General features: G+C 64.0%; 19 protein-coding genes. 5 read left to right on the top strand and 14 right to left on the bottom strand.

Features of this window, described 5'->3' with window-relative positions:
• Window positions 1-45: 45 nt before the first annotated feature.
• The gene (cadR, locus tag CAG11_RS02420; RefSeq protein ID WP_053133863.1) at window positions 46-495 is read left to right on the top strand and encodes a Cd(II)/Pb(II)-responsive transcriptional regulator; all 450 of its coding nucleotides are present in this window, start codon (window positions 46-48) and stop codon (window positions 493-495) included.
• A 24-nt stretch (window positions 496-519) separates the two neighbouring features.
• Here cadR and CAG11_RS02415 read toward each other — a convergent pair whose 3' ends face one another.
• The 4 genes from CAG11_RS02415 to CAG11_RS02400 all read right to left on the bottom strand — a co-directional run bounded on the left by CAG11_RS02415 (window position 520) and on the right by CAG11_RS02400 (window position 3,968).
• A complete protein-coding gene (locus CAG11_RS02415) occupies window positions 520-1,104 on the bottom strand; it encodes an undecaprenyl-diphosphatase (RefSeq protein WP_085594400.1) in 585 nt (194 codons plus the stop codon).
• 171 nt (window positions 1,105-1,275) lie between these two features.
• Window positions 1,276-2,247 (bottom strand): thymidylate synthase, encoded by a 972-nt coding sequence (locus tag CAG11_RS02410; RefSeq protein ID WP_085594398.1) that lies wholly within the window; start codon window positions 2,245-2,247, stop codon window positions 1,276-1,278.
• A 48-nt stretch (window positions 2,248-2,295) separates the two neighbouring features.
• The gene (gene lgt, locus CAG11_RS02405) at window positions 2,296-3,105 is read right to left on the bottom strand and encodes a prolipoprotein diacylglyceryl transferase (protein ID WP_085594396.1); all 810 of its coding nucleotides are present in this window, start codon (window positions 3,103-3,105) and stop codon (window positions 2,296-2,298) included.
• Window positions 3,106-3,185: 80 nt separating this feature from the next.
• Window positions 3,186-3,968 (bottom strand): sulfite exporter TauE/SafE family protein, encoded by a 783-nt coding sequence (locus CAG11_RS02400; RefSeq protein WP_022641676.1) that lies wholly within the window; start codon window positions 3,966-3,968, stop codon window positions 3,186-3,188.
• Window positions 3,969-4,091: 123 nt separating this feature from the next.
• Between CAG11_RS02400 and CAG11_RS02395 the strand changes: the two genes are divergently transcribed.
• Complete coding sequence (locus CAG11_RS02395; protein WP_053133860.1) at window positions 4,092-4,838, top strand: NRDE family protein; 747 nt, start codon at window positions 4,092-4,094, stop codon at window positions 4,836-4,838.
• A 40-nt stretch (window positions 4,839-4,878) separates the two neighbouring features.
• Here CAG11_RS02395 and ptsP read toward each other — a convergent pair whose 3' ends face one another.
• The gene (gene ptsP, locus CAG11_RS02390; protein WP_022641678.1) at window positions 4,879-7,158 is read right to left on the bottom strand and encodes a phosphoenolpyruvate--protein phosphotransferase; all 2,280 of its coding nucleotides are present in this window, start codon (window positions 7,156-7,158) and stop codon (window positions 4,879-4,881) included.
• A gap of 22 nt (window positions 7,159-7,180) precedes the next feature.
• Window positions 7,181-7,660 (bottom strand): RNA pyrophosphohydrolase, encoded by a 480-nt coding sequence (locus CAG11_RS02385; RefSeq protein ID WP_011064073.1) that lies wholly within the window; start codon window positions 7,658-7,660, stop codon window positions 7,181-7,183.
• 143 nt (window positions 7,661-7,803) lie between these two features.
• On the opposite strand from CAG11_RS02385, the gene CAG11_RS02380 reads away from it, so the two are divergent.
• Window positions 7,804-8,460, top strand: a complete 657-nt coding sequence (locus CAG11_RS02380; protein ID WP_022641680.1) for an HAD family phosphatase — start codon at window positions 7,804-7,806, stop codon at window positions 8,458-8,460.
• Between the two features lie 45 nt (window positions 8,461-8,505).
• Here the strand turns inward: CAG11_RS02380 and CAG11_RS02375 are convergent, their stop codons facing one another.
• The 4 genes from CAG11_RS02375 to ilvA are packed head-to-tail and all read right to left on the bottom strand — an operon-like array spanning window position 8,506 to window position 12,229.
• Window positions 8,506-8,973 (bottom strand): DUF2269 domain-containing protein, encoded by a 468-nt coding sequence (locus CAG11_RS02375; protein WP_085594394.1) that lies wholly within the window; start codon window positions 8,971-8,973, stop codon window positions 8,506-8,508.
• Window positions 8,970-10,226 carry an SDR family oxidoreductase gene (locus CAG11_RS02370; RefSeq protein WP_085594392.1) on the bottom strand — a complete coding sequence of 419 codons (1,257 nt, stop codon included), beginning with the start codon at window positions 10,224-10,226 and terminating at the stop codon, window positions 8,970-8,972. Before CAG11_RS02370 ends, CAG11_RS02375 begins: the two co-directional genes overlap by 4 nt.
• A 19-nt stretch (window positions 10,227-10,245) precedes the next feature.
• Window positions 10,246-10,674, bottom strand: coding sequence for a DUF2269 family protein (locus CAG11_RS02365; RefSeq protein ID WP_085594390.1), 429 nt, complete (start codon window positions 10,672-10,674; stop codon window positions 10,246-10,248).
• A gap of 40 nt (window positions 10,675-10,714) precedes the next feature.
• Window positions 10,715-12,229, bottom strand: a complete 1,515-nt coding sequence (gene ilvA, locus CAG11_RS02360) for a threonine ammonia-lyase, biosynthetic (RefSeq protein WP_085594388.1) — start codon at window positions 12,227-12,229, stop codon at window positions 10,715-10,717.
• Between the two features lie 207 nt (window positions 12,230-12,436).
• Here ilvA and rpiA point away from each other — a divergent pair, with 207 nt between their 5' ends.
• Window positions 12,437-13,108: a ribose-5-phosphate isomerase RpiA gene (gene rpiA, locus CAG11_RS02355; protein ID WP_022641685.1), complete on the top strand. Its 672-nt coding sequence runs from the start codon at window positions 12,437-12,439 to the stop codon at window positions 13,106-13,108.
• Between the two features lie 57 nt (window positions 13,109-13,165).
• Here the strand turns inward: rpiA and CAG11_RS02350 are convergent, their stop codons facing one another.
• The 4 genes from CAG11_RS02350 to CAG11_RS02335 all read right to left on the bottom strand — a co-directional run bounded on the left by CAG11_RS02350 (window position 13,166) and on the right by CAG11_RS02335 (window position 17,362).
• Window positions 13,166-14,074: an SdiA-regulated domain-containing protein gene (locus tag CAG11_RS02350; protein ID WP_085594386.1), complete on the bottom strand. Its 909-nt coding sequence runs from the start codon at window positions 14,072-14,074 to the stop codon at window positions 13,166-13,168.
• A gap of 97 nt (window positions 14,075-14,171) precedes the next feature.
• Window positions 14,172-15,095: an SdiA-regulated domain-containing protein gene (locus CAG11_RS02345; RefSeq protein WP_085594384.1), complete on the bottom strand. Its 924-nt coding sequence runs from the start codon at window positions 15,093-15,095 to the stop codon at window positions 14,172-14,174.
• Between the two features lie 165 nt (window positions 15,096-15,260).
• On the bottom strand, window positions 15,261-15,926 hold the full coding sequence (locus CAG11_RS02340) for a fumarylacetoacetate hydrolase family protein (protein WP_085594382.1): 666 nt from the start codon (window positions 15,924-15,926) through the stop codon (window positions 15,261-15,263).
• A gap of 41 nt (window positions 15,927-15,967) precedes the next feature.
• Complete coding sequence (locus CAG11_RS02335) at window positions 15,968-17,362, bottom strand: FAD-binding oxidoreductase (protein WP_085594380.1); 1,395 nt, start codon at window positions 17,360-17,362, stop codon at window positions 15,968-15,970.
• A gap of 203 nt (window positions 17,363-17,565) precedes the next feature.
• Here CAG11_RS02335 and serA point away from each other — a divergent pair, with 203 nt between their 5' ends.
• Window positions 17,566-18,795: a phosphoglycerate dehydrogenase gene (serA, locus tag CAG11_RS02325; RefSeq protein WP_022641690.1), complete on the top strand. Its 1,230-nt coding sequence runs from the start codon at window positions 17,566-17,568 to the stop codon at window positions 18,793-18,795.
• The last annotated feature ends 46 nt before the right edge of the window (window positions 18,796-18,841 follow it).

Here is an 18,841-nt window from a genome sequence, read left to right as displayed (position 1 = left end):
CCTGTAGCCACTATAGGGTCAAGCACCCAATGGGAGACGACGGCGATGAAGATTGGCGAATTGGCGAAACTCACCGACTGCCAGGTCGAGACCATCCGTTACTACGAGCGCGAGGGCCTGCTACCGGAACCGGCCCGCAGTGAGGGCAACTACCGCCTCTACACCCAGGCCCATGGCGAGCGGCTGACCTTCATCCGCAACTGCCGCAGCCTGGACATGACCCTCGAGGAGATCCGCAGCCTGCTGAACCTGCGGGACAGCCCCCAGGACCAGTGCGCCAGCGTCAACGCCCTGATCGATGAGCACATCCACCACGTCAAGGCGCGGATCGATGGCCTGCTGGCCCTGCAGGAACAACTGGTGGACCTGCGCCAGCGCTGCGGCGAGGAGCCGGACCTTGAGCCTTGCGGCATCCTCCAGCGCCTGGAGGTCAGTGGCTCGGTGGTTCCCAGCGAAACCGAGCCATCCCACGTTGGCCGCAGCCACGGTCATTGAGCCTGCCCGCCAGGCGCGCGGCTCTCAGGAGCCGTGGCGCCGCGGCAGCATGCGCAGGTAGATCCCTTCCAGCAGCGCCAGCAGGCGCTGGTCCAGCTGTCGCCACATGCTGTACCGGCGCACCAGCCAGGCACTCCCCAGCCCCACCAGGCAACCACCGAGGATATCCAGCGGGAAGTGCACTCCGAGGTAGATCCTTGCCCAGCCCACCAGCACCGCCAGGGCCAGCATCACCAGGCCGGTCTTGCGCAGGGACGCCAGCAGCAGCGCGAAGCCCATGGCGAACATGCCGCTGGCGTGATCGCTGGGGAAGGACGCGCCGGGGGCATGGGCCAGGAAGTTCTGCCCCAGCTCCAGCATGAACGGCCGCGGGTGGAACCACAGGCCGCGGATCACCAGGTTGCTGGCCAAGGCCAGAACAATGCTCAGGGTCGCCAGCAGGACGATCATCCGTTGGCGCCGGTCGCCGAAAACCCAGAACAGCAACAGCAGCAATGGCACGGCCAGGACCAGCCATTGCGCCATGAACAGCGCCAGGTCGCGCATGGGTAGCGATGCTTCGGCACTGGCATTGATGACCAGGAACAGGCTGCGGTTGAGTTCTTCCATTCGGTGGCTCGCGTTCAGAAGGCAAAGAGAGCGCCGGTTCCAGGAGCATGGTCGCCCACCAGGCACGGCGATGCCCGGAGCAAATTCCGGGCAGGCTCGATGAAGACAACAGGGAAAAGCGACAGGGCCGGGCGATATCCAGTGCACGGCCCCAGGTGACGCGGGGGACGATCAGACCGCCATGGGCGCGGTCATCGGCGCATGGTGTTCGTAGCCTTCCAGGGAGAAGTCGCTCGGCTCGATCAGCTCCAGCCACTCCGGCTGGTACACGCCAGTCTTGGCGAACTCCGGCACCCGGTCGGAGATCACCAGCCTGGGCATCGGGAACGGCTTGCGCTTGAGCTGTTCGTTGAGCATGTCCAGGTGGTTTTCGTAGACGTGGGCATCTCCGATGAAATAGGTGAACCAACGTGGGGTATAGCCAGTCAGGCGGCCGATCAGGCTCAGCAGCGCCGCGCCCTCGGTGAGGTTGAACGGCGTACCCAGGCCCAGGTCGTTGGAGCGGATGTAGAGGGTCAGGGAAATTTCCCGGGTCTCGACATTCGGATGGAACTGGTACAGCAGGTGGCATGGCGGCAGGGCCATTTCATCCAGTTGCGCGCAGTTCCAGCCATGGAACAGGATCCGCCGGCTGCCCGGGTCGTTGATGATGGTGTCGACGCACTGGCGCACCTGGTCGATGGCCTTGTACAGCACCACGTAGGCCTCGCCCTCTTCCTCTCCCGCGGCGATCTGCCGGTAGCCCTGGCTCAGCGCCAACTCGATGGCAGCCTGGTTGGCGACCTTGATCTGCTTGTAGGCCGGCCACTTGCGCCACTGCACGCCGTAGATCTCGCCCAGGTCGTCCTCGCCCTGGCGGAACGGGTTGGCCAGCCACTGGGCGTTTTCGTTGGCGTTCTGGTCCCAGACCTTGCAGCCCAGGGCACGGAACTCGGCGGCGTTGTTCACACCGCGCAGGAAGCCGACCATTTCGCCGATGGCCGACTTGAACGCCATCTTGCGCGTGGTGATGGCCGGGAAGCCTTCCTTGAGGTCGTAGCGCAGCATCGCCCCGGGGAAGCTGATGGTGTTCACACCCGTGCGGTTGGCCTGCTTGGTGCCGTTGTTGATGACGTGGGCCACCAGATCAAGATATTGCTTCATGAGTTACCTGCATCCTTGAACCCGGGACCTGCGTCCCGGGATTCGAATTTATTGCGCGGCGCTCTTGGCCGGAGCGCGATGATAAGCCAGCCAGATCAGTCCGAGGCCACCGAGGATCATCGGCACGCACAGAATCTGACCCATGGTCAGCCAGTTCCATGCCAGGTAGCCCAGCTGGGCATCCGGCACCCGCACGAATTCGACGATGAACCGGAAGATCCCGTAGAACAGCGCGAACATCCCGGAGACCGCCATGGTCGGGCGCGGCTTGCGCGAGAACAGCCAGAGGACCAGGAACAGTGCCACGCCTTCCAGGGCGAACTGGTACAGCTGCGACGGATGGCGCGGCAACTGGGCCGGGTCGCTGAAGGGCGGGAACACCATGGCCCAGGGCAGGTCGGTGGCCTTGCCCCACAGCTCGGCGTTGATGAAGTTACCGATGCGCCCGGCGCCCAGGCCGATCGGCACCATGGGTGCGACGAAGTCCATCAGTTCGAAGAAGGTCTTGTTGTTGCGCTTGCCGAACCACCAGGCCGCCAGCATCACCCCGATGAAACCGCCGTGGAACGACATGCCGCCCTTCCACACCTCGAAGATCAGGGTCGGGTTGGCCAAGTAGGCGCCGAGGTCGTAGAACAGCACGTAGCCCAGGCGCCCGCCGACGATCACGCCCATGGACAGCCAGAACACCAGGTCCGAGAGCTTTTCCTTGGTCCAGGTCGGATCGAAGCGGTTCAGCCGGCGCGATGCCAGCAACCAGGCACCGCCGATGCCGATCAGGTACATCAGGCCGTACCAGTGGATTTTCAGCGGACCGATGGCCACGGCCACCGGATCAATCTGCGGGTAAGGCAGCATTACGACTCCTCGTAAGGGTTGGGACTTCGGTTCCCGGGCGAAACTGTCACGCCAGGATTAAGCCAGGATTGCGTCACGACTCAGAACAGGAAGCTGACCCCGACGCAAAACAGCAGCGCGGCGAACATCCGCTTCAACAGTCGCGGTGACAATTTGTGAGCCAGGCGCGCGCCGATACGGGCGAACACCATGCTGGTCAGGGCGATGCCCAGCAACGCAGGCAGGTAGACGAAACCCAGACTATGAGCCGGCAACAGGGGATCATGCCAGCCCAGAATCATGAAACTTAATGCACTGGCCAGGGCGATGGGCAAACCGCAGGCCGAGGATGTGGCCACCGCCTGCTGCATCGGCACGCTGCGCCAAGTGAGAAACGGCACCGTCAGCGAGCCGCCACCGATGCCGAAGATCGCCGAGGCCCAGCCGATCACGCCACCGGCGGCGGTCAGGCCGAACTTGCCGGGAACCTCGCGACTGGCCTTGGGCTTGAGCTCCAGGGCCATTTGCATGGCGATCACCAAGGCGAACACACCGATGATCTTCTGCAGGTGCGGGCCGGAAATCGCTTCCGCCGTCAGCGCTCCGAAACCGGCGCCCATGAGGATGCCCAGGGTCATCCAGGCGAATATCGGCCAGCGCACAGCGCCCCGGCGATGGTGTTCGCGGACCGAGTTGATGGAGGTGAAGATGATGCTGGCCAGGGAGGTGCCCACCGCCAGGTGGGTCAGCACCGAGGCGTCGAAACCTTGCAGGGTGAAGCTGAACACCAGCACCGGAACGATGATGATTCCGCCGCCGACGCCGAACAGCCCGGCCAGCACGCCCGCACAGGCGCCCAAGAGCAGATAGAGCAGAAATTCCATGGGAGCATCCAAAAATGAGTCCGGCATGGTAACGGATGCACGGCCCGGGACTCCACCAGCTGACGATGGATACCCGCCGGATCTGTGCGTAAAGTGGGCAGAAACACACAGGGGGCCACCTTCATGTGCTTGATTGTCTTTGCCTGGCGGCCGGGTCATGCCCAGCCACTGATCGTCGCGGCCAACCGCGACGAGTTCTATGCCCGGCCCAGCCTGCCCCTGGCGCAATGGCCGGAATTACCGCAGATCCACGCCGGGCGCGATCTTGAAGCCGGCGGCACCTGGCTCGGGGTCGGCGCCGACGGGCGCTTCGCCGCCCTGACCAATATCCGCAACCCGCACCAGCCTCCGGCACGTCGCTCCCGCGGGGAACTGGTGGCGCGCTTCCTGGCCGGCACCATCGACCTGGACGAATACCTGCGTGACGTAGTGGGCCGCTCCCTGGAGTACGCTGGTTTCAACCTGTTGCTGGGCACCGCAGAGCAGCTCTGGCACTACAACGCCCAGGATGCGGAGCCGCGCCAGCTGGAGGCCGGTGTCTATGGCCTGTCCAATGCCGGCCTCGACACCCCCTGGCCCAAGCTGCTCAAGGCCAAGGCGGCGCTCCGGGAAGTGCTGCACGACCCGCAGCCCCAAGCGCTGCTGGCGTTACTGGGGGATCCGCAGACCGCGCCTTTCGCCGACTTGCCGGACACCGGCGTGGGCCTGGCCACCGAGAGCCTGCTGTCGAGCGTCTTCATTGCCAGTCCCAGCTACGGCACCCGCGCCAGTACTGCGCTGATCGTCCACGCCGACGGTTCCCGGCATCTGGTCGAGCGCAGTTTCGGCCCCTATGGCGGGCACCTGGGAGAGATAGAACTGAAGATTTGAGGCGCGGCCGGCGACCGGTCCCGAGGGACCGGCGCGCCCACTAGAGGGTCTTGTTCGACGCGGGGTTGATCATGCGCGCCAGGCCGAGCTTCTTCAGCGCCAGCTGCAGCGAACTGTGGATAACTTGCGGGTTGTCGATGGTCATCATCTCATCCAGCAGTTCCCTGGCCTTGGTCATGCTGATCTGGCGCAGCATCCACTTCACCTTCGGCAGGTTGGTGGCGTTCATCGACAGGCTGTCGAAACCCATGGCCATCAGCAGCACCGCAGCGGCCGGGTCGCCGGCCATTTCGCCACAGATGCTCACCGGCTTGCCTTCGGCGTGGGCATCGCGGACCACGGTCTGCAACGCCTGCAATACCGCCGGGTGCAGGTAGTCGTAGAGGTCGGCCACCCGCGGGTTGTTGCGGTCCACCGCCAGCAGGTACTGGGTCAGGTCGTTGGAGCCCACCGACAGGAAGTCCACCTGGCGCGCCAGCTCCTTGGTCTGGTAGACCGCCGCGGGAATTTCGATCATCACCCCCACCGGCGGCATCGGCACGTCGGTACCTTCGTCGCGCACCTCGCCCCAGGCCCGGTGGATCAGGTGCAAGGCCTCTTCCAGCTCGTGGATGCCGGAGATCATCGGCAGCAGGATGCGCAGGTTGTTCAGGCCCTCGCTGGCCTTGAGCATGGCCCGGGCCTGCACCAGGAAGATCTCCGGATGGTCGAGGGTCACGCGGATGCCGCGCCAGCCCAGGAACGGGTTGTCTTCCTTGATCGGGAAATAGGACAGCGATTTATCGCCGCCGATGTCCAGGCTGCGCATGGTCACCGGTTGCGGATGGAAGGACGCCAGCTGCTCGCGATAGATCGCCAGCTGTTCCTTTTCGCTGGGGAAGCGCTGGTTGATCATGAACGGCACTTCGGTGCGGTACAGGCCCACGCCCTCGGCGCCACGCTTCTGCGCCCGGGCCACGTCGGCCAGCAGGCCGGTGTTGACCCACAACGGCATGCGGTGGCCATCGGGGGTCACGCATGGCTGGTCGCGCAGCGCATCCAGGCCCTGGGCCAGTTGCCGTTCCTCTTCCACCACATCGGCGAACTGCTTGCGCAGCACATCGCTGGGGTTGGTGTAGACCTCGCCATGGTAGCCGTCGACGATCATCTGGATGCCGTCGACCTTGGAATAAGGCAGGTCGACCAGGCCCATCACCGTCGGGATGCCCATGGCCCGGGCCAGGATCGCCACGTGGGAGTTGCCCGACCCCAGCACCGAGACCAGGCCCACCAGCTTGCCCTCGGGCACTTCGCCGAGCATGGCCGGGGTCAGCTCTTCGCTGACCAGGATGGTGTTGTCGGGGTAGACCAGGGTCTGCTGGCGCTCCTCCTGGAGGTAGGCCAGGAGCCGCCGGCCCAGGTCCTTGACGTCCGATGCGCGCTCACGCAGGTAGGCGTCGTCCATCAGTTCGAAGCGGTTGACGTGATCGCTGACCACCTGGCGCAGTGCGCCCTGGGCCCATTGCCCGGTGCGGATCACCGCCTTGACCTCGCTGCCCAGGGAAGCGTCGTCGAGCATCATCAGGTAGACGTCGAACAGCGCCCGCTCTTCGGGGCGCAGCTGGGTAGCGAGTTTTTCCGACAGCGCCCGCATGTCGGCGCGCACCCCTTCCAGGGCGCTCTTGAACAGCGTCAGCTCGGCGTCGATATCGGTGATGTGCTTGTCCGGCACCACGTCCAGGTCGGCCGGCGGCAACATCACCACCGCACTGCCCACCGCGGCCCCCGGGGAACCCGGCACACCGACGAACTTGGCTTCCTGGATGCCCTTGCCCTGGCGTCCCAGGCCACGGATCGAGCCGGTGGCCTCGGCATGGGCGATAACCCCGGCCAGCTGGGCGCTCATGGTCACCAGGAAGGCTTCTTCGCCCTCGTCGAACTGGCGACGTTCCTTCTGTTGGATGACCAGGACCCCGACCACCCGCCGGTGGTGGATGATCGGCGCCCCGAGGAAGGAAGCGTAGCGCTCCTCGCCAGTCTCGGCGAAGTAGCGGTAGCGGGGGTGATCGGCGGCGTTTTCCAGGTTGAGGGGTTCTTCCCGGGTGCCTACCAGGCCCACCAGGCCTTCGTTGGGAGCCATGCTGACCTTGCCGATGGAACGTTTGTTCAGGCCTTCGGTGGCCATCAGCACGAAACGGTTGGTTTCCGGGTCCAGCAGGTAGACCGAGCAGACCTGGCTGCCCATGGCCTCTTTGACGCGCAAGACAATGATCCCCAACGCCGTCTTGAGATCCTTGGCGGAGTTAACTTCCTGGACGATCTTGCGCAGCGTATTGAGCATGGCTCGGGGTCGAACTCCGTCGTCAGTCGCGCACTAGAAGGCGCGGGGCAAGCTCTTTGAGAGCGCGGCGATACACTTCGCGCTTGAATGTCACCACCTGGCCCAACGGGTACCAATAACTGACCCAACGCCAGCCATCGAATTCCGGTTTACCGGTCAAATCCATCCGCACCCGCTGCTCGTTGGAGATCAGGCGCAAGAGAAACCATTTCTGCTTTTGGCCGATGCACAGCGGTTGGCTGTGGGTCCTTACCAAACGCTGCGGCAAACGATAGCGCAACCAGCCGCGGGTGCAGGCGAGAATTTGCACATCTTCGCGCTCAAGGCCCACTTCTTCGTTCAACTCACGATAAAGAGCGTCTTCCGGCGTCTCGTCGGGGTTGATGCCGCCTTGGGGAAACTGCCAGGCATCTTGATTGATACGGCGAGCCCATAGCACCTGGCCGGCATCATTCGTCAGAATGATCCCGACATTGGGGCGAAAACCATCGGGGTCGATCACGGCTACAACCTCGCAAACGCATGTCGCCGCATTGTTCCATAAAGCTTGGGAATGCAGCAACGAGGCTGCCAAGCTTATGTGCACTCTTGTGAAAAGACCGTATTCTGGGGACCTTTTCCAAGACTTTTCAGTGAGTAACCGCAATGCGTCTGGCTTTATTCGACTTGGACAACACCCTCCTGGGCGGCGACAGCGATCACGCCTGGGGCGACTATCTGTGCGAAAAGGGCCACCTCGATCCGGTGGCCTACAAGACCCGCAACGACGAGTTCTACCAGGACTACCTGGCCGGCAAGCTCGACAACGCCGCCTACCTGAATTTCTGCCTGGAAATCCTCGGCCGCACCGAAATGGACGTGCTCGCCCAATGGCATCGCGACTACATGCGCGACTGCATCGAGCCGATCCTGCTGCCCAAGGCCCTGGCCTTGCTGGCCCGGCACCGCGAGGCCGGCGACAAGCTGGTGATCATCACCGCCACCAACCGCTTCGTCACCGCCCCGATCGCCGAGCGCCTGGGCGTGGAAACCCTGATCGCCACCGAGTGCGAGATGCAGGACGGTCGCTACACCGGCCGCAGCACCGACGTCCCGTGCTTTCGCGAGGGCAAGGTGACCCGCCTGCAGCGCTGGCTGGAGGAAACCGGTCACGACCTGCAAGACAGCTATTTCTACAGCGACTCGATGAACGACCTGCCGCTGCTGGAACAGGTGACCACACCGGTGGCCGTCGACCCTGACCCCAACCTGCGCGCCGAAGCCCAGCAACGCGGCTGGCAGGTAATCAGCCTGCGCGACTGAAGCGGCGCCCCGGGCCGCCCTGCGGTCCGGGGGCGCTCACGGGGTTCAGGCCGGCTTGGCCACCATCAGGTAGAAGATCGCCATGAAGGCCAGGAAAGCCGGCCAGCCCAGGGCAAACCACCAGCGCATATAGAGAGTGGCGCGCATCGGCATCGGCGTCCCATCGCGCAAGGCTTGTTCAGCCATCTTGTGCACCCGGATCTGCAGCCAGACCACCGGCAGCCAGCACACCCCCGCCAGTACATAGAGCCCCAGGCTCCACATCAGCCAGGGCTGCTGGATCGACCACCCCGCCAAGTGGATCAAACCCAGCCCGCTCAGCGGCTGGAATACCGCTGTGGTCGCGGTGAAGGCCCAGTCGGCGAACACCAGGTGCTTGAAGGTCACGGCGATCACCTGCACCTGGCCACTGCGCCAGGCCCGCAAGGCGTAGTAGGCCGACCCGGCACCCAGGCCGAAGAGCACGGTGGAAGACAGGATATGCAGGGTTTTCAGCAGCAGGTAAGCGCTCATCGACGAGGTTCGGTCCACAACAGCCAAAGGGTCGCCACCATCAGCACCAGGTTCTTGGCGACGGCGGCATAAGGGTCAAACCAGAAATGCGGCAGGATCAGGCTGATGATCAGCGTGTAGCCGAGCATCAGCAGCAATTGCGCCTGCAAGGCTCGCCGGCGCCAGCGTCGCAGCAGCAGGCCGACGCCCAGCACCGCGTCGCAGAGCGAACCGCCGATCACCGCCAGCACCGCCCAGGCGCCCTGCACCCCGGCCTCGGCCATGATCCGCAGGCCCCAGGCGTAGCCGGGGCCGATGCACACCACCGCCGTGCCCAGCCAGATCAACACCATCACTGCCAACAACAACGGCCGCAGCACCCACTGGGTGGTCTGCCCGGCCTGGGGCCAGTCCTGCAAACGCGTCGCCAACGGCGCGGCGTGATACCCACAGACCGATGCCAGCACCTCGGGGTCCGCCAGGTTGTCCTGCCGCGCCATGCTCAAGCTTTGCCGGCTCAAGGCCCGCCAACCCAGGCGCTCGCCCAGCAGCGCGGCCAGGCCCAGGAGCGGTCCCGGCAGTTGCAGGTAACGAGCTGGCGCCCAACCCTGGGCTGCCCGCAGGCGATCGAGCAATTGCCCCATGGTCATCCGCTCCGGGCCGACCAGCGGCAAGACCATGGACTCTTGCGGCCAGTGCCGCAGCAGCGCCAGCACCGCGGCGCTCAAGTCATCCACATGCAGGGGTTGCATCCGCGCCTGGGAGGACAGCAGCGGAATCAGCGGCCAGGGCGACAATCGCGCGAGCCAGCCACTGCTGGCGCCCCCGGCACCGAGCACCAATGACGGGCGCAGCACTACTGCCGGAATATTAAGGCCCAGCAGATAATCGTCCGCCATGGCCTTGCTCGCCAGGAATGGCACCCGGGGCTGGGTGCCGGCGCCCAACGCGGAAATCTGCAGCACCCGGGCACCGCGGGCCGCAGCCAGGTCGAACAGCGCCCGCGTGCCCAGGTCCTGGGTCAGGCTCAGGGCCTGGGGATCATTGCTCAGCAACCCGGCGGCATTGATCAGCAGGTCGGTATCAGCCGGCAGCTCGAACGAACCAGGCTCACGACCGAGGCGATCCAGATCCAGTTGCAGCCACTGCACCCCGGGCAAACCCCGAGGTTGTGGCTGGCGACTGGTAGCGATCAATTGATGACCGGCGGCGTGCAACGCTGCCAGCAGATGGCGGCCGACGAACCCCGTGGCCCCCACCAGAACGACCTTCATGGCGATCCTTAAAGCCGGGTCAGACCGGCTTGGCCCCCATGAGGCCGGCAATGGTGACGAAGCACAGGGCACTGAAGACCGCCAGGACCAGGGTAAAGGCCAGGCCACTGGCAGCCTTGGCCACGCGCAGGCGATTGAGGCGCACCATCAGCCATAGCCAGGCCAGCGCCCCGAGGGTGTAGAGCACACTGGAGCCCAGGACCCAGGTCTGCCCCAGCGGCCAGCCCACCAGGTGCACCAGCCACCAACCGGTGACCGGCAGGGTCACCAGGCCCAGGGCCAGCAGCAGCCAGCCGAACAGGCCCGGACGGTGCAGCACCCGGCTATAGACGCTCGCGTCACCCTGGCGACGCAGGCGCCAGACCCAGATCGCCAGGCCCAGCGCACTGCCCAGCAGCAGCACCGTGGCCAGTACATGAAGTGTCTTGAGCGTGGTCAGCGTTTCCATATTCTCGCGTCCTTAAGGCCTCGATCCTCAGCGTAGCCGTTCAGCCGAGGAACAGCTGGTAGGCGGGGTTGTCGCTTTCGTCCCAGTACGGATAACCGATCTGCTCCAGGGCCGCCGGCACCAGGTGGCGCTCCTCGGCCGGCACCTGCAGGCCGGCGACCACTCGCCCATCTGCCGCGCCGTGGTTGCGGTAGTGGAACATGGAAATGTTCCAGCGCCCGCCCAGTTTGTTGAGGAAGTTGAACAAGGCACCCGGACGCTCCGGGAACTCGAAGCGCAGCACCAGCTCGTCGCTGACCTTCTCCGCCCGGCCGCCGACCATGTAGCGGATATGCAGCTTGGCCAGCTCGTTGTCGGTCAGGTCGATCACCGGGAAGCCCTGCTCGCTCAGGTTGGCGATCAGGGCACTGCGCGGATCGCTTTCCGGGTGGGTCTGCACGCCAACGAAGATATGCGCCTCGCTGCCGGTGTTGTAGCGGTAGTTGAATTCGGTGATCTGGCGCTTGCCCACCGCCTCGCAGAACGCCTTGAAGCTGCCGGGCTGCTCGGGAATGGTCACGGCGATGATGGCTTCGCGACCCTCACCCAGCTCGGCGCGCTCGGCCACGTGGCGCAGACGGTCGAAGTTGACGTTGGCGCCGGAATCGATGGCCACCAGGGTCTGCCCGGTGATGCCGCGCTGCTCGACGTACTTCTTGATCCCCGCCACGCCGAGTGCACCGGCAGGCTCGGTGATCGAGCGGGTATCGTCGTAGATATCCTTGATTGCCGCACAGATCTCGTCGGTGCTGACGGTGATCACCTCGTCGACGTGATCCTTGCAGATATCGAAGGTGTGCTGGCCGATCTGCGCCACGGCCACGCCATCGGCGAAGATGCCCACGGTCGGCAACACCACCCGCTCGCCGGCGGCCATGGCCATTTGCAGGCAGTTGGAATCGTCCGGCTCGACACCGATGACCCGGATCTCCGGGCGCAGGTACTTCACGTACGCGGCGATGCCGGCGATCAAGCCGCCGCCACCGACCGGTACGAAGATCGCATCCAGCGGGCCGGGATGCTGGCGCAGGATCTCCATCGCCACCGTGCCCTGCCCGGCAATGGTGTGGGGATCGTCATAAGGATGGATGTAGACGTAGCCCTTCTCGTCCACCAGCTTCAGCGAATAGGCCAGCGCCTCGGGGAAGGTATCGCCATGCAGCACTACCTTGCCGCCACGGGAACGCACGCCTTCGACCTTGATCTCGGGAGTGGTCTTGGGCATCACGATGGTGGCCTTGACCCCCAGCACCTTGGCAGCCAGGGCCAGGCCCTGGGCGTGGTTGCCCGCCGATGCGGTGACCACGCCACGGGCGCGCTCGGCGTCGGTGAGCTGGGTGAGCTTGTTGTAGGCGCCACGGATCTTGAACGAGAACACCGGCTGCAAGTCTTCGCGCTTGAGCCAGACCTGGTTGCCCAGCCGCTCGGAGAGCTGGCGGGCGGCCTGCAATGGGGTTTCCACGGCAACGTCATAAACGCGCGAGGTGAGGATCTTCTTTACGTACTGTTCGAGCATCGGAAAGCATCACTGAGCGGGTTGGGCAGGGCCAAGGAGTCTAACCCAGCGTTTGCCCGGGCGACCACACGAATCCAGAGGTTTTAGCCTGCCTGCGGGCCCTGTGGGCAACGCCGCCGGGCGAGTGGCCAGACGGGCAATGACCTGGCCGGCGCCGACGCCTATAATGCCGGGCTTTGTGCCCCCCCTGCCCGCTTCGGAGCCCGCATGACCCAGGATCAACTCAAACAGGCCGTCGCCCAGGCCGCCGTCGACCTCATCCTGCCGAAACTCGACGACAAGAGCATCGTCGGGGTCGGCACCGGCTCCACCGCCAACTGCTTCATCGACGCCCTGGCCCGGCACAAGGGCGCCTTCGATGGCGCCGTGGCCAGTTCCGAAGCCACCGCCGCGCGCCTCAAGGGCCACGGCATCCCGGTGTATGAACTCAACACCGTCAGCGAGCTGGAGTTCTACATCGACGGCGCCGACGAAAGCGATGCGCACCTGAACCTGATCAAGGGCGGCGGCGCGGCCCTGACCCGCGAGAAGATCGTCGCGGCCGTGGCCAAGACCTTCATCTGCATCGCCGATGCCAGCAAGCTGGTCTCGGTGCTGGGCGCCTTCCCACTGCCGGTGGAAGTGATCCCGATGGCCCGCAGCCACGTGGCTCGCGAACTGGTGAAGCTGGGCGGCGATCCGGTGTACCGCGAAGGCGTGATCACCGACAACGGCAACATCATCCTCGACGTGCACAACATGCAGATCAGCAACCCGGTGGAGCTGGAAAGCCAGATCAACGCCATCGTCGGCGTGGTCACCAACGGCCTGTTCGCCGCCCGGCCCGCCGACGTGCTGCTGCTGGGCACCGCCGAAGGCGTGCAGACCCTCAAGGCCTGATCACGCTCCCCCTGCCGGATTGGCCGCTATGGCGAGCCAATCCCGGCAACGCCAGAACTAGCGCGCGGGTTTCTTGAAGACGTAGAACAGGTTCGGTTCGCTGACCAGGTACAACGTGCCTTCATTGTCCATGGCGATACCCTCGGCCTGGGGCACCGCCCGGTCCAGGCCCTGGCGACCCTTGCCCAGCGCCAGGGTGCTCAGGGGGCGCCCCTGGGCGTCCAGCTCCAGCACCAGTCGCGACTCATCCGACAACGCCAGCAAGTGGCCGCTGCGCTCATCGTATTGCAGGCTGGAAAGATCACGCACGAACAGCGCGGCATCCCGCTTGGGGTTGTTCACCACGTGCATGCCATAGGGCGTATCCGGCTCGCTGTCGGGAAACCCCTGCACTTCGTAGATCAGCATCGGATCACGCTCCTTGGCGACGAACAGGCGCTTGCCCCGGGAGTCGTAGGCCAAGCCCTCGAATCCCTTGTTGCCGCCCAGGTGCACACCGAGGGTCACCTGCTCGGACTGCGCCGCATCCACTACCTGGGTGTCGTCCTGCAGATGGATCTTGATCAACCGCTGCTGGCGCTCGTCGCTGATCACATAGGTACCGGCACTGATGTACTCCACCGCCTCAGGATCGGCGAACCCCACCAGGGCGATGCGTCGCAGCACCTGCCCATCCAGGGACAGCTCGATCAGCTCGGGTTGCTTGTTGGTCACGGTGAACAGGCTGTTGCGCAGCGGGTCGTAGGTCAGCGCCGAAACATCGTCCAGGCCCTCGATGGGCTGGGCCTCGCGCACCACTCGGTAGTCGCCCAGCCCCAGTGAATGCGGATCAGTCGCTTGCCAGTAGGCCTGCCAGTCGAACCAGGCGCGCTGCCACAGCCGATGGTTGTGGGCGAATGCCGCCAGCAACACGACTACAAGACCAAGGAGCAGATAGAGGGGATGGATACGACTCAGGCGATACATGGCAGGCAAGCTCGAATACAGGACGGCCCCAGGAATATCACCGGCGCCTGAATTCAAGCTTAATCGGCACGACCCGGACAACGTCCGGGTCCGGTGTTCAGCGCTTCTCGAAGCGGTAGAACAGGTTGGACTCGCTGACCATGTACAGGTTGCCCGCCTCGTCCATGGCCACGCCTTCGGCGCGGGGGATGGTGTTCTTCAGGCCGTTGAAACCACCAAGCAAGGTCATGAAGCTGACTTGCTCGCCCTGCTCGTCCAGCTCCAGCAGCAAATGCGACTCGGCCGACAGCACCAGGGTATGACCAGTACGCGGATCGATACCCAGGGCCGACAAGTTGCGCAGGTCGAGCTCGTCGCTAGGCAGTCTTTGCTTGTCGCCCTTGAGCACACGACCGTCGCTGCTCCAGGTGAACAGCGCCGGCGGCCGCTCTTCGCCCAGCAGCAACTGCTGCTTGCGCGGGTCCCAGGCCACGGCTTCGAAAGCCTTGTTCTGGTCTTGCGAAGGGCCCAGGTCGTACTTGGGGAAATCGGCGATGTTCAACTGGCTGGTGGAGCCATCGACCTTGACGATCACCAGCGAGTGGTCGCGCTCATCGACGATGGCCATCAAGCCATCCTCCATGACCGCCACCCCTTCCGGATTGCTCCAGCCCACCAGCGGGATCTTGCGCAGGACGTCGCCCTGCAGGCTCAGTTCCACCAGGAACGGGTGCTTGCCCATTACCGAGAACAGCGTCTTGGTCCTGGGGTTGTAGGACAGGTCGGAAGCTTCGTCGCGCTCCAGGCCAGGCATCAATTTGGCGTCGATCACCGCCCGATAGGCCGGTAGCCAGATACTGGCGCTGCGCTCTGCAGGAGTGACGAAGCCTTCCTGCAGCCAGAGCACGCCGCGGTCGTCCCAGTGCATGATGCTGGCCAGGCCATAGCTGATCACCCCGGCCAGCAGCAGCCAGGAATACCAGCGCATGCGCAGTCGCAAACGCCGGGGAGTGTGGATTTTGGTCAGAGGTTGGGCATCCATTTCACAGATTCCAAGAAGCTCGGCCACAGGTAATAGCACGCAAATTTGAGCGCTGCGAACCATGAACCCGAGAATTATCCGGGGCAAATGTGAAAAAACGGTAAAAGCGCGGAGGGCTTTCTGCGAGATGTCCGGTTTTTTGGTGCTCTCGCAGAAAGTTTCCGATCAACGGACGGTGCTGATGAAACGGCTGGCGCCCGGCAGTTCCAGGATCAGTTCGTCACCGACATTCAGCGGGCCGACACCCACCGGAGTACCAGTGAGGATCACGTCGCCGGCCTGCAGGGAAAAGCAGCCGGCCATGTACTGGATCATCGGCACTATGGGGTTGAGCATGATGCTGCTGTTGCCATCCTGGCGTACCTCGCCATTGATGGTCAGGCGAATGCCGATGTCGGTCAGGTCGGCGAAAGTGCTGCCCACCACGAAAGGCGCGATCACCGCCGCGCCGTCGAACGACTTGGCGATTTCCCAGGGCAGGCCCTTGGCCTTGAGCTCGGCCTGCTTGTCGCGCAGGGTCAGGTCCAGGGCCGGGGCGAAGCCGGAAATGGCATCCAGCACCTCTTCACGACTGGGCTTGGGGGACAGCGGTTTGCCGATCAACACCGCGATCTCGGCTTCGTAATGCACCGAGCCACGCTCGGTGGGAATGGCAAAACCGCCTTCCAGGGGCACGACACAGCTGCCCGGCTTGATGAACAGCAGCGGTTCGGTGGGAACCGGGTTGTCCAGTTCCTTGGCATGCTCGGCGTAGTTGCGGCCGATGCATACCACCTTGCCCAGGGGAAAATGAATCCGGGTACCGTCGACATACTGGTGCTGATAGCTCATTACCGACTCCTGTTCGTACGCGTGTTCAGGGCTGCCCGGACTCAAGCAGCGAAGATCTTGCCCGGGTTCATGATGCCGTTCGGGTCGAAGACCGCCTTGACGGCCTTCATGTACTCGATTTCCACCGGCGAGCGGCTATAGGTCAGGTAGTCGCGCTTGGTCATGCCCACGCCGTGTTCGGCGGAGATCGAACCATTGTGCTTCTCGACGGTTTCGAACACCCACTTGTTGACCGTGGCGCACTTGGCGAAGAACTCGTCCTTGCTCAGGTTTTCCGGCTTGAGGATGTTCAGGTGCAGGTTGCCGTCGCCGATGTGGCCGAACCAGACGATCTCGAAGTCCGGGTAGTGCTTGCCGACGATGGCGTCGATTTCCTGGAGGAATGCCGGCACCTTGGACACGGTGACCGAGATGTCGTTCTTGTACGGGGTCCAGTGGGAGATGGTCTCGGAGATGTACTCGCGCAGCTTCCACAGGTTCTGCAGCTGGGTTTCGCTCTGGCTCATCACGCCATCCAGGACCCAGCCCTGCTCGACGCAATGCTCGAAGGTCTCCAGGGCCTGGTTGGCCACTTCCTCGGTGGTGGCCTCGAACTCCAGCAGGGCATAGAACGGGCATTGCGATTCGAATGGCGCCGGGACGTCGCCGCGGGCCAGGACCTTGGCCAGCGCCTTGTCGGAGAAGAATTCGAAAGCCGTCAGGTCGACCTTGCCCTGGAATGCATGCAGCACCGGCATGATCGAGTCGAAGTCAGGCGTGCCCAGGACCATGGCAGTGAGGTTCTTCGGCGCCCGGTCCAGGCGCATGGTGGCCTCGACCACGAAACCCAGGGTGCCCTCGGCGCCGATGAACAGCTGGCGCAGGTCATAGCCGGTGGCGTTCTTGATCAGGTCGCGGTTCAGTTCCAGCAGGTCGCCCTTGCCGGTGACCACCTTCATTCCAGCCACCCAGTTACGGGTCATGCCGTAGCGAATGACCTTGATCCCGCCGGCATTGGTGCCGATGTTGCCGCCAATCTGGCTGGAACCTGCCGATGCGAAGTCCACCGGATAGTACAGGCCGTTGTCTTGCGCCAGGTTCTGCAGTTGCTCGGTGACCACGCCTGGCTGGCATACCGCGGTGCGGTCGGTCAGGTTCAGGTCGAGAATCTGGTTCATGTAGTCGAAGGCCACCACCACTTCGCCGTTGGCGGCTACCGCTGCCGCCGAAAGCCCGGTACGACCGCCCGAAGGCACCAGCGCCACCTTGTGCTGATTGGCCCAGCGGACGATGGCCTGGACCTGTTCGATGGTCTTGGGGAACACGATGGCGGTCGGGGCGGGGGCGAAGTGCTTGGTCCAATCCTTGCCGTAGGCATTCAGCGAGTCAGCGTCGGTCAGCACCTTGCCGGGCTCAACCAGGGTCTTCAGCTCATCAATCAGGGCAGGATTGGTCATCGACAGAACTCTCGAACAATTCATGGTCATCCTGAGAACGCTTCACGTCGCAGGAATGAGTGTTTAGCGGGGCGCGTATGCTAGCATACCGCCCCCGCAGAAGAGTGCCCAAGGGCCTTCTGCGGTGTCGGCCGCGCGCCGCCCAGGTCAGCTCAAGCTGTCCACTTCCCTGCCATTTTTCTCCGGGACACAGGTTTACGCAGATGAGCAAGACTTCTCTCGATAAGAGCAAGATCAAGTTCCTTCTCCTCGAAGGCGTCCACCAATCCGCTGTCGACGTGCTCAAGGCCGCCGGCTACACCAGCATCGAGTACCTCACCAGTTCTCTGCCGGAAGCCCAGCTCAAGGAAAAGATCGCCGATGCGCACTTCATCGGTATTCGCTCCCGCACCCAACTGACCGAAGAGATCTTCGACCACGCGAAGAAACTGGTCGCGGTGGGCTGCTTCTGCATCGGCACCAACCAGGTTGACCTGTCCGCGGCCCGCGAGCGCGGCATCGCGGTGTTCAACGCGCCTTACTCCAACACCCGCTCGGTCGCCGAGCTGGTACTGGCCGAGGCCATCCTGCTGTTGCGCGGTATCCCCGAGAAAAACGCCTCCTGCCACCGCGGCGGCTGGATCAAGAGCGCAGCCAACTCCTTCGAGATCCGCGGCAAGAAGCTGGGTATCGTCGGTTATGGCTCCATTGGTACCCAACTGTCGGTCCTGGCCGAGGGCCTGGGCATGCAGGTGTTCTTCTATGACACCGTGACCAAGCTGCCACTGGGCAACGCGACCCAGGTCGGCAACCTGCACGAGCTGCTGGGCATGTCCGATATCGTCACCCTGCACGTGCCGGAAACCGCGGCCACCCAGTGGATGATCGGCGAGAAGGAAATCCGCGCCATCAAGAAGGGCGGCATCCTGATCAACGCCGCACGCGGCACCGTGGTCGAGCTGGACGCCCTGGCGGACGCGATCAAGGACAAGCACCTGATCGGCGCGGCCATCGACGTATTCCCGGTCGAGCCACGTTCCAACGACGAAGAGTTCGAAAGCCCGCTGCGTGGCCTGGACAACGTGATCCTGACCCCGCACATCGGTGGTTCCACCGCCGAGGCCCAGGCCAACATCGGCCTGGAAGTGGCCGAGAAGCTGGTCAAGTACAGCGACAACGGCACCTCGGTGTCCTCGGTCAACTTCCCGGAAGTGGCCCTGCCTGCCCACCCTGGCAAGCACCGCCTGTTGCACATCCACGAGAACATCCCGGGCGTGATGAGCGAGATCAACAAGGTCTTCGCGGAAAATGGCATCAACATCTCCGGCCAGTTCCTGCAGACCAACGAAAAGGTCGGCTACGTGGTGATCGACGTCGACGCCGAGTACTCGGACCTGGCGCAAGAGAAGCTGCAACACATCAACGGCACCATCCGCTGCCGCGTCCTGTTCTGACAGCAGCTGCAAGCGGCAAGTCTCAAGCGGCAAGCAAGGGCCCGTC

The organism is Pseudomonas sp. B6(2017) (genome assembly GCF_002112765.1).
GTDB lineage: Bacteria > Pseudomonadota > Gammaproteobacteria > Pseudomonadales > Pseudomonadaceae > Aquipseudomonas > Aquipseudomonas piscis.
Note: the sequence above shows the minus strand (reverse complement) of the source record. Positions and strands in the feature narration are given on the sequence as shown.